Below are 12,239 nucleotides of genomic sequence, written 5' to 3' on the forward strand. Positions count from 1 at the left end.
TATTCTAATAGCTACTGCTGCTTCAAAAGTATATAAATTAATTATTAAATCCTAACACCATATTTTATGACTGAATATAAAAACTAAGGTTTATAATAATTAATATATGGATATGAAACATTTTTTTCATCACTAACAACACAGACACTGTATTTGGCACGAGTTAAAGCAACATAGTAGGCTGCTTTTGAACCATTAAGAGCATTGAAATCTCCTGTCTTTAAGAATTTATTTATAGGACCATTGCTGATAATAAGTGTCCTATCAAAAGTTAAACCTTTAGATTTCCCGAAATTTAATGATCTATAATGTTTGGGAATTTTGGCTCTTTTATCATATCGTAGTATTTGTGGCTTGAATTGTTCAATATACTTTTCAATGTCACAACTTCTTATATAAAAAATCCCATCATGACCTGTGATTTTATTATTGAACGATTTGGTTTTCGGCATTTCCGGATAAAGAGAATCCGCTAAATCACAGATTAATTGATTACTTCTATGACATTCTGATCTATATTCAACTTCACAAAGCCCCTCATTTTCCCAATCCCTGAAAAATGTAGGGATAGATATACCTCTTTTAGTTTTATGTCTAGTAGAATGATTCGTAAAAAAAGTGGATTGTCTATTATCTCCTACTACTATTATCTGAATATTAGATTGTAAAAGACAATACAAGAAATCTAAATCATAACCTGCTAAATCTTGAACTTCATCTAACATTATGACGTCATACATTTTTTCTAATCGATTAATGATTTTTCCATTTGAAATTGAATTGACTCTTAAAATAAAATCGGACATCTTGTCTGTATAAATTCGGACTCCACCTTTTAGATAGTAGTTTTTTACATTCGTTTTAGGAATGCCTCTCGTTGATTGGGATGTAACAAACTCGATGTTTTCAATTCTTTTTTCACTATATAAAAAATTTTGATAAGGTCGGACTCCTTCATTCAATAAAAAAGAAAACCATGACTGTATTTTAATATTTTCGGGAATAAACCCGGGCTTCATAAAAAATTTTCTTCTAATTTCTTCGGTATTATCAACAGTAAAAGTAGTAATTAATATTCTTTTAGTATTTAATTCTGTAGCTTTATTAACCAGTTCACTTGTTTTTCCAGACCCAGCAGCTGCAATAATAATTTTATTATTCGATTGCATTAAGTATATACTCCGGAATATTAAATTCTTGATCAGTATCAAATAGTTTTAAGGCACATTCACTTTTCTTGTTTGAACTGGTCATATAATGAATTAATTCTTCATCTGTAGAGTGATTTGTTCCTAAAATTGTATTTAAATTCTCTATTCCATTAGCTTTTACTAATTGTGGTTCTAATGTTTTGTAGTTAATGTCATCACTGTAGCAAATTTTAATATGACTATGATTTAAATAATGGTCTCCATATTTACTGATAATGTTTTTTTGAACATCTCCATCATTATCAGTTATTACAGTTACATCTTTAGAGAGCTTATCAGCAACTTCTAAAAATCGTTTAAACGAAAGACCTCTAATCGTTATAATGTCTATTCCATCTTCAATAGGCAGTCTCCCATTCTTTTGAAGGTATGCTTTTTGCACAATTAGTTCATCTGAAGGTCCTTCTACTAAAATCGCTTTTTGACTTAAAATTAGACGTAATGTATCGTAACCAGGTAATTTTTTGAAGTAATTATATGTATCATTATCTAAATCCCTCAATGTCATGGTACTCCCATTGTTCATAAAAATAACATTGTCTAAACCTAGTTTATTTAATACATAGGTACTGTGCGTTGTAATTAATAGTTGTTTACCATCGCATTTTTGTGAAATTTGTTTGACTAGTTTACTCATATTACTAAAAGAGAGATGTGTTTCGGGTTCCTCAATAAGTATAATGTGGGTGTCTTCTACATTAGTTTCTAATGACAACTTTAATTTAACAGAATTTTGTTCCCCTTTACCTATAAGGTCAAACGGAATATCATCGAGATATGCAGTTAAGTTACTTTCCCAACCATTTTTCTGTGAAACATCTAAAGAAATACTAAAATTTTTGTCTGATATTTCTCCCGTTTTTGATGATAATTGATTATTAATTTCCTTAATAGAATCAAAATTAGAAAACTGTTCTTTTAAGTCTCTGTAATTTACATTTAAGGCAACTCTTTGTTTGACTTCAAGCGTATTGCCAATAATATTTGAAATATATCGTTCTGTCCCATTCCACGCTTTGCCTTCAGTTGCATCAATTAAAATACAACTTATAGGATTACTTCTGATACTCATCGCATTAAATGAGAACGAATACCATTTGACACAGTAATATTCAACGGGAATATTATTAATATTTTGTGGATTAGATATGTATTCATTGTATTCTGTAGCAAATTCATCATCTAATTCAATTGATAAACTTATTCCTGGAGCATCTTCTCGTAGTGAATTATTAGTACCTTTTAAGCCAGATACTAAGTCTGATTCTCTAAAATATAGTTCGATAATAATTGTTGGTGGTAATGCTGTTTGATTGGCTTTTAAAGCCGATAAATACTCAATAACAGCTTCTTTATTAAATATGTATGGAGAAACTTCATTGTGTATGTTTCTCCTATTTAATGTAGCAGTTAGAGCAAGGTTAACAGCTTCTAATATAGTTGATTTTCCTTGTTCGTTATCTCCTACCAGAATGTTGATTTTATCATCTATTGGTAAAACTAATTCTTTAATTGATTTGAAATTTTTTATTAAGATTTTTTCTATCAAAAAAACACATCCCATCTCTTTAAAGTTAAAAACTCTTTTTTATTATCAAATTTTTGACGTAACTTCATAAAATCTCCTATTTGTGTGATTAAAACTTCAAAGTAATTAAAATGTAATTTCATTTTGTAATACTTTTAATGTCTTTAACCAATTCTTTTATTTGTTTTTCTTGATAAGCAACTTTTTTTATTTCTTTCATTTGTTGAAGCAAATTCTCAAGTTCTACATCTTTAATATTATTTAACTTTTGTAGTCTATTGGATGATATCTCTACATTTGATAAGTTCTTAATATAATCTTCCACAGAATACTTCCAATAGCGGATGTTTGTTGGATATCTTTGTTTTAAAGCATATGCCATTAATAATCCTTCTGGATCGAAGTCTCCAGAATAATAAATGGTGCAGTCTTCTTTGGCTAACAGTTTTATGATTTGAATAGCAGCAATTTTGAATTGCCCGTGTGTACAGATTATTGAAATAGAGCAATCTTCTAATTCATCTATAATACTTGAAAATACACCGGAATTCTCTACGACAAAAACCGGTCCATCCTTTGTTATTGGATACACCCTATCCAATTTTGCAATTTCTCTTAAAGGTTCATTCCTTACAGACTTTTCGCGAAAAGATTCTTCCCAAGAACGCAGAACGTTTCCACTCCGCTCTCCTATTAGACCAAATATTGTTACATCATTGGTGATATCATCTTTTAATATGCCAAAGTCAAACAACAGTTGATTAATAAATTCTGCATTAGGATTATTTTGGATAGCTACTCCATTTAGTTTTTCTCTTATCATTTGCAAAGCACTAATGAATTTCCCATCATTGTCAAATTCGTGTGGATTCCCAGTTACTTTTTCTGCAAAGAGCGGTAATCTGATGGGTTTTTCTAATGGCAAAACAGATACAGCCTTGTAAACCTTTTCTAGTTCATTTAGAGTCCCTCTATTATAAGTTGTACTAAATCCGACGTGTAAAGGATGTTTTTCAAGAATAGCAGTAGTTAATAAGATGGAGGTTTCAGACATATAAGTTTTTTCTAGTTCTTTAAAAAATTTATTTTTTAGTCGTTCATTTTCATCCTTTTCCTCTTTTTTGTACACTAGTTTTCGGACGAGCACTTCTTCAACCACCTCAAATAAAGAAGTCCCCTCGAATCGAGTTCCTTCGAATTTTTCTTCAAATTTTTTCAAAGATATTTTCGCGCTTTTCTGTGAGGAATAATCTTTTTGAAACCAGTTTCGCAAAAGAACTTGTTCTTCTTGAGTTAATTTTGTTAGTACAACGTGGCCGCCGACATAACCCAAACTTTCAATCCTTTTTGCAAATTCAAGAAAGAGACGTGAAAAACCCGCTCTTTCGCTAAAATATTTTATCGCCTCTTCTTTTGGTGACATTTATAGCCCCCCCTTACTATTTCCTAACTAAATCAAATAGGTGCATTTGCTCTAAATTCGGTTCGATAATATCTTCCTCTTCTTTTTTTGAACTTTCTTCCCTTACCGGAATAATCTCTTTCCCATCCCATTTAAAGTGAATAACTGTTACATCTTTCGAATTTTTCGGTCTTATGATTTCCGCGATAGACAAACTATCCACCGTATCATAGTCCCCCCATAAAGATTGGGAATTTAGGATATAATTTAAATCCAGATTGTCAATTAATTTGAACATATCTCGTATGTTTGTATCATCTACTCCTGCAAAGGCTTCATCCATTGAAATGACATATGGAGCATCTTTTGATGCAGAACTGTATTTTGAAAATAAGGCTGATAATAATGGAATATACATAGACATTGCTCTTTCCCCCCCACTTAGGGCGTTGAAACGATTCTTCGTAAGTTCTTTTTTATTATCTTCACCTTTTTTATAATAAATCTTAAACTCAAACCATTTACGATAGTCTAGTACATCCTTAATAACATAATCTAAAGACTTTTCTTTATTCTCTTCATCTTGCTCATAGATGTCTTTGGCATATTGTATTTTAGATGTAAAGTGCTTAGTCAATTTGTTATAATCACTATCTTTTAATGTACTAGGATCCCGTTGTAGTAAATTAATTAGTTCTGATGTTTTTATTTCGTCAAGTTCTTTTGCTTCATTTGGTTTCCATTCAATGAACAGTTGCAAGGCACTGGACGTTTGACGTTCACTCATTAGTTTATTGATTTCCATTTTCCATCTGTTAGCTTTACTGATTAGTTCTCTGATTCGTTCACCGATTTTATCCATAATGATTTCCTTATACATTTTTTCATCTTCGGCTTTTAAAGCAGATTGCATAACTTCAATTTGAGATTCTAATTCCTTTTGTACACCCATTGGTGAGAAAGATTTTCCTTCGTACATTAGCGAAATAATGGTTCTTTGATTAGTATGCTCCATTTCTTCTAGTTCTTTAGCAAATATTTCAAAACCTTCGTCGCTCACTTCAGGAAGAGCTAAAGAGTCTTTGTTGATAGTCGGATGAAAATCTTCCAATCCTTTTAAGCTAATATCTCGTAACTCAGTATTTAGATCATCCTGTTTGTCGTAAACTTCTTGATACGATGTTTCTCCTAATTCTTCTACTACAATTTTTGATAACAAATAAATATTTTCCTCATTTGACAGGGTTTCGCGGTCGAATGATTCAATAAATTTCTTATTGATTTCATTAACAAAGATATCACCTTTTATTTTTTGGAGTTTATTGTAAAATACAATAGAACATTCCTTGATTCCGACATTTTTAATTAATTGAGGAACCCGATCATTTAATGATCCCTTTATCTCTACCTTTCCTAGTAAGATTACTGGAATTAGGGTTTTTCGTTCTTCTGCTTCTCTGATTTCTTTTTCAATGTCAGAAGTACCCTCTTTTTCTAAATACTCTTTCAATTCCTCAATAGAATTTTGTAATTCTTTTTTCGCTTGTTCTGTTTGATTACAAGAATACCTCATATCATCAATATCCACTTCGGCATCTTCAATTTGATTTTCCAAAGAACGAATGATGTTCTTCGTATTATTATAAGATTTTCCGTTGAAACGTAAATCATCTAATAACCGGGCGTACTTATTACATTCTTCACTCGCACCTTCATAGGCTTCAATCATAGGTTTTAATTTCCTATTCTCTGACCTTTTAATACGCTCGGTTCTAGTTTCGGTGTAATCAATACGAATATTCTCAATCCCTTTTTCAATACGTTCTTTTAGCTCATTCATAGATTTAACTGTTGTTTCGAGATTTTTAATATTGTCATTTTGTTCGATTAATTCACGACTAGATGGGAAACACTTTTTTTCATTTAATAATTGTTTTGTTGAATTTGTGATATTTTCTAAAATAATCAACAATTCATTGTGTTCACCGTTCAATACTGAAAGTTCCTTTTCTAAATCTGTTATCAATTTTTCTCTGTATTGCGTTCTTGCCTCTTTTCCTATGAAGGTGGCTTTTTCTCTATATGGAGCATAACCTTTTACGACTCCGTGTTGATAAGAACCAAATGGTGTCACATACGAACCATCTATAACTTCTTCGATTGAAATGCTTTTTAAAATAGCATCTACTTCTGACTGCAAAATTTGATATTCCTCGGGTAAACGTACTTCTAAGTACTCATCTAGTGTATTGACTTTTTCTTTTAATGTTTGTGGAAGTAACACTGCGTCGGATTCTACAACTAAGTGGATAAAACGTTTACTTACAATCAATCCATCCAAAACTCCCATTTCCATTAATGAAGATTCAAGCCTTTCTCTCTCTTCAGATGTTACACCCTTGAATTCTACAGCTTCATAAAATGAGATAAAAGGAACTCCTTCTTTTTGCATTTTTTTACGGACCTTTATTGTTTGTTCATTTCTTTCTGGTTCAGGATCCTTTTTCTTACGAACATTGTCCAACTCTTCTATTTTTACTTTGATTTTATCTCTCAATATACTAAGAGTTGCTTCAGAGTTAGCTTTATTTTGGATTAGTACATCCCGCAATTTCGAATAAAATTTATTAACTAATTCGTCTATATCAGATAAGAGTGTCTCCTCAAACAAGCTATTTATGACTGTTACAAATTGGTTTAATTCATCTTTTTGTAAATTGAATTCAGTATTTGTATCATTCCAATCAGTAATATCACGATTAAAGAATTCTATTTTTTCCTCCAATTGAAGCTGAAGTTTAGTAATAGCCTTCTCTTCATCTTTTAATTTTTCATCAAGTTCAATAATTTCTTGATTCCGTTCATCCAATTTGATTTTCAAATCATTTTCTCGATTTAACAATTTCGCAATATCACTGATTTCTTTCATATGACTATCTAAAGTTGCACGCCACTGATCTGCTACAATTGTCGGGTCTTGTACTTCAAATTTAGATACGAAATTATCACGATTCAAAGTATGACTTTCAAAATCAATATAATTCACCTTCTCGTCAAGGTCTTCCAAAAATAATTGATTTTTCTTTTCATATTCGAAAAGTTCATCTTCCTTTACTTTCAAATCAATTTCCAGCCGTCTTTGAGTATCTATTTTGTTTTGCAGTTTCGCTATTTGTGATTGATATTCACTTTTTTTCATTTCTAACTGAGGCTCTAATTCAGTTAGTCGCCTTTGAGCTTTTCTAATATCATTATCTTCAAAAGCCCTTAACTTTTCATTCAATTGTTTCTCTTCTAACTGTAATTCCTTTATTTCGTCTATCAACATATTCAATTTTTTTGTAGTATCGGCCAATTCTTTTTGTGCTTTTTTGTGGTCTTTTTCTGCTAAGTTTTGTTTTACTACTGTTTTATTAAAATCCGTTGCTTTAAAGGATAGCACCTTTTGATTATATTCCTGGTATTTGCTCGCTAATTTTTTCAGTAATTTATTGTCTTCTTTAGCTTTTCTTAGCCTTTGATTGTGTAAATCAATATTTTGAATAGTTTCTGTTAGAGAGCGTAAATCATTAAATGAAAGTTCCGGTAATGAACGCTCTAAGATTTGATAAATGACATTCGGACCTAAATCATTAGACAATTTCGGGGTACGGATTCTAACAACTAGGTTTACCATATCCAGATAATCTTCCAATGATTCAAACTTAAATATGTAATTATTCACCAGTTCTGCATAGTCTTTTTGTTTTTCTTTGACATAACCACATTTCTCTCTATCTACGTAACTTTCCAATTCCTTTTGACTTAGTGGCACCATAACTTTTTCGCCGTTTTCATCCAATTGATATTTAAAAAGGTCAAAGTCTTTTCCGACCCGTTTGTTCTTAATCAAAAAATGCCAGCTATCCACTTTATCATTGTCGAAATTAGCTTCAAAACCAATACCTGTAGTAATGTATTCTTCTGTATACTTTCTTTTGTATTCTAAGAAAATATAGCTTGTTTTTTGGGATACATCAGGATTCTCTCCAAAAATGTAATCAATCATTTTTCTTGAGCGAGAACCAAACGGATCTAATCGACTAGGCTGTTTGTTTCCGTCTAACAGTAAAGGCAAAAAACTTTGTGTAGTAACGGATTTCCCACTGCCATTCGCACCTCTGATAATGAGATGCCCGTTTTCAAAATGAAACTCTTCATACTTGTAATACCAATAGTTTAACACCCCAGCTAAGTTCATAACCCACTTATTAGGTTGTGACAGAACATTTTCCATTTTCATTTTGCTCCTTTTATTGCACGTATAATTTTCCCATCATTCAGTTTTATAAATTCTTCATTTTTATTTACTACATATTTATCTATGACATCTTGTGCGTTTTTCAATCTTATAGGTGAATTACTTTCAGAGTTGTTATATTCTTTGATTATTTCTTCAAAAATAGGCGTAGGCAAAGAATAATCCCAATTAGCTACTGAACTCATATCCTTGATTTTTTTAATAAAATATCGTTCAAATATATATTCTCTTGGAAATTTCCCACCAACTCGAACTAAAGGAGGATACAGTACCACCGAGTGTGTTTGAACATCATTAAAAGCAAATTTCCAGTCCTCTAAATACTCTAAGACCCTTTCAGCAACATCTTCAGAATATGACTCCCTGAATTCTTTGCTCCATCCTTGTCCAAATTCTTCTTGCAATTCTTCAATCCATTTATCAAACTCTCTTCGCCCTATAATGTATTCGAACTCAGGGAACTCATTATCCGAAAGTACTTTTAATTTTTCTTTAATAAAAACAGAAAATTGTAATACTATATCTGAAATCGTTTTTTGGTTTGGATGTTGTTCGCCAGTTATGTTCCTTTCTTTCGAAATCAAAAATATTTCATTTCGATAAACTTCCATTTCTAAATATGTAAACTCAGGTATATTATCCACCATACGGAACGATTGATGATTCAGGTACTTTTTTTCCTCATCGGTTAATTCATTTTTATAAACAACAGGAGAAAAGAATAGTCTTCGATTCAATGACTGCAAGTTCATTCTAGGTGTTGTTTCTAAGCCAGGAACTTTCCATCTATCGTAAATTATTTCATCAATATTTAGAAAATGTTGAATAGGCTTAGAGAAAAATCTCATATAATACTTCGAAATCATAGTGGGGCGATATAGAATTTCTTCGTTTTCATTAGTTTTGTATTTTTCAATTTCCCCTTCTAAGGATTCTATCAAATCCATTGATTGGGCATATTTCACGGCTCTATAGAAAGATAACCGATGTTTATAGATTTCCCATTTAACATTAAGATCTTTATCAAAGAAATTCTTCACATATTCCGCTAGAGCACTTACCAAAAATAGATCATCCTTTGCTTTATCTTCCAAATAGGCCAAAATAGCAATAAAAATAGAATAGTCGATTGGCTCTTTAAAATCTTGAATCCCCATCCAAGATTCAGCTTGATAAGGAACTTTTTCTAATTTAAATAAGTCAATACCTGAAAACAACTGGTAACCAAAGTTATCAAAATAGTATTTTTGTATCTGATTTTTATGTTTTTTGATAAGCATATATTCATTTGGTTTATGTTTTTTTTGTATCCAAAAATTTTCCATCAACGAAGTTATTCCAATGCGAATTTGTTCTTTATCTTCCAATGGTACTCTCCTTTGCAAACTCAAATACTATATCCGGCATTTCCATTACACCATCATTGCATTGAAGTTTTACTTTCTCGTTACTAGCTACATAGAATCTGAACGTTTCACCAAAATCCGTTTTCCCCGTATTAGTTTTAGTTTGAACACCGCGAGCAATCCACGTTAAGATGGATTTTCTCACGAATGAATCAACTACTCCCAAATTCTTCAATACAATTTTGTTATTTACGATTAACGATTCAATGATTTCACGCTGCTTTTCTCGATTCTTTATATATTCTTCTATTTGTTTTTGCTTCTCCTCTACTGAAGCTTTTACATAGGATTTTATCCTTTTCGTTCTTTGAAATTCTTTATTTCTAGGTGTCGTAGTAAAGGTTGATTGGTTCTGTTCCCAGACTTCTTCATTATGAGTATCAGTTAACTTTTCCTCCCCATAAATATGCTTTGTATTAGCTACTCCAAAACACGCAGCAGAAAGTTTGTGGGCTTCTATCAAGTTCTCGCACGCATAGAACATTGAAGCAAGTGTTTGGTAATCTTTTTTTCTGTTTTGGTTATTTCCTTTTATTTCAGATAGTCGTAATGCGTAACGACTAATAGTTTGAATACTAATTTCTGTTTCCTTTAATAAAATCTCAACATCGCAATCGTTGTCATTGCTTTTCACAAACCAATTTTTCAGCTCAAGCCACCTTTCTGTTTGGGTCCTTTCACTTCTTTCTCGATCAAATTCTTTCCCGTCTAAAGTTGGAATAGAAGCGAAATAATCTACCAACCGGTCGATGTATTGATTTACGAATTCCTGATCAATGTTACTGATTGATTTTGCGATTTTATGCTTATTTCGGTTCATTGTTAAAATGAACTTTGTTAGATAATCCACAAATTTCTCTTTATAAAGCAAGAATTCCTCCGTTTTAAAAAGCTGTTCCGCCCTTTCACTTTTTAAATGGGACAGATAATTGATTGAATTTCGCTTTAAGTTTTCCAAACGCTTCAGAAGTGTGTTCCATTTTTCGTATAGAATCACATTATCTGTTTCTTTCAGTTTGACTTCAGCTAGCTGATTTACGTCTTTTAATATTCGTTCGAATTCTCTGCTTTCAAGAGCACCTGTTAATTCATCCTCTAAGTCGTCCAGCTTCTTTAAGGTACTTTCAATTTCATATACAGGTTGAGTGATTTGAAACTTTAATCGTTTATTTTTAAATTCTTCGATGGTGAAGTAGACTAACTCCTTATCCTGACGAGAAACGACACAATCCCACACTTCTAGTTTTTTTAGGTCATCATATAAATCGCTCTCTTTATACGAATCTTCTACTACATTATTTTCCCGTAAAAACTTTAATATTTCTTCAGTTTTACTAAAATATTTGAATTTTTCGTATTGTTCATATAAAAACCGAATGATGGGTCTATATCTGTATGCATTTTCAGTTGTGGCATATTTTAATAAATTAACGGTATCTAATTGATACTTCAAAAGAATCATTCCTTTTTAATTGTTTCCACATTAGTTATATGTACCTGTTTAATTTTAATTATATCGAACTTGATTTTGAACTATATTCCAACTATACATTAAAATGGTTGTTTATTCGACTCTTCACACATAGAAAAGAGTAATAATAATACAAAAACACTTTATTGCATGATGTAATTGCAACACATAAATTGATTATTGCATTGGCGTGATGAATCCGTACAGAAAAGATGTAAAAACCTTAAGTACATTTACTAGTAATGCACTAGTTTTTTTAAAGTAGGGAAAAGCCAAACCCTTATATTTCTAACTTCAATGTATGAGATTTAGGTACATTTGTGCACTAGTATTAAATCTGCTGAAATTGCCATCTTTATTGTAGGGAGACAAAGTTGTTGTTGTTGTTGTTGTTATCCTCTCATCATGTTGTCATTAATAATTATGTATATTTGTGCACTTCTATGGGAATAAATCTAATTCAGTAGATTTTGATTCAAAATAAAAAAGGCTCTCAAAAGATAATAAAAATCACCTTTTGAAGAAGCCTTTTATTCTTTATTTTTTTCTTGAGATAAATCTTTTCGTTGTTTTCTTTTGACCTAATTGATTAATAAAGGAGTCAGACCATCCTAACTTTTTTAAATTCGAAGAAGATATAGACAACAGCGCCCAAGGATTCTCTCCTTCAAGAACAATATTTTCCGCAATATTTTTCATCTGCTCTGGATTAAACGAGTAAGATACGGATTCGTTGAAATCCCATATAACCGAATCAGTCTCAATTGGTCCATTTTTTTGGACATACGCTTTCATTTGGTCTTTCATTACTTTTAACACCGCTTCGATTCTTTCTACTTCATTCGCTAAATTAATTGCTTCATTCATTGTTTCAATTTTAGTACCAATTTTAGTAAGAATATTGTTTGACATAGTAGTATC

The 12,239-nt window shown here is 31.2% G+C and carries 7 protein-coding genes; all 7 read right to left on the minus strand.

What is annotated here, in order from left to right:
- Positions 1-83 precede the first annotated feature (83 nt).
- The 7 genes from MKY08_RS11205 to MKY08_RS11235 all read right to left on the minus strand — a co-directional run bounded on the left by MKY08_RS11205 (position 84) and on the right by MKY08_RS11235 (position 12,230).
- Positions 84-1,169: a UvrD-helicase domain-containing protein gene (locus MKY08_RS11205; RefSeq protein ID WP_069512493.1), complete on the minus strand. Its 1,086-nt coding sequence runs from the start codon at positions 1,167-1,169 to the stop codon at positions 84-86.
- Positions 1,156-2,760: an AAA family ATPase gene (locus MKY08_RS11210; RefSeq protein ID WP_081327973.1), complete on the minus strand. Its 1,605-nt coding sequence runs from the start codon at positions 2,758-2,760 to the stop codon at positions 1,156-1,158. Before MKY08_RS11210 ends, MKY08_RS11205 begins: the two co-directional genes overlap by 14 nt.
- Before the next feature lie 118 nt (positions 2,761-2,878).
- Positions 2,879-4,162 carry a TIGR02679 domain-containing protein gene (locus tag MKY08_RS11215; protein ID WP_069512491.1) on the minus strand — a complete coding sequence of 428 codons (1,284 nt, stop codon included), beginning with the start codon at positions 4,160-4,162 and terminating at the stop codon, positions 2,879-2,881.
- A 16-nt stretch (positions 4,163-4,178) separates the two neighbouring features.
- The gene (locus tag MKY08_RS11220) at positions 4,179-8,417 is read right to left on the minus strand and encodes an SbcC/MukB-like Walker B domain-containing protein (protein WP_069512490.1); all 4,239 of its coding nucleotides are present in this window, start codon (positions 8,415-8,417) and stop codon (positions 4,179-4,181) included.
- A gap of 2 nt (positions 8,418-8,419) precedes the next feature.
- Entirely contained in the window at positions 8,420-9,808 is a 1,389-nt protein-coding gene (locus tag MKY08_RS11225; protein ID WP_069512489.1) for a TIGR02678 family protein, read from the minus strand.
- A complete protein-coding gene (locus tag MKY08_RS11230; protein ID WP_069512488.1) occupies positions 9,798-11,300 on the minus strand; it encodes a TIGR02677 family protein in 1,503 nt (500 codons plus the stop codon). The genes MKY08_RS11225 and MKY08_RS11230 overlap by 11 nt, the downstream gene beginning before the upstream one ends.
- Before the next feature lie 555 nt (positions 11,301-11,855).
- Positions 11,856-12,230, minus strand: coding sequence for a hypothetical protein (locus MKY08_RS11235; RefSeq protein WP_069512487.1), 375 nt, complete (start codon positions 12,228-12,230; stop codon positions 11,856-11,858).
- Positions 12,231-12,239 lie beyond the last annotated feature (9 nt).

Origin of the sequence: Lysinibacillus sp. FSL M8-0337 (assembly GCF_038593855.1) — a bacterium.
Classification (GTDB): Bacteria; Bacillota; Bacilli; order Bacillales_A; family Planococcaceae; genus Lysinibacillus; species Lysinibacillus sphaericus_D.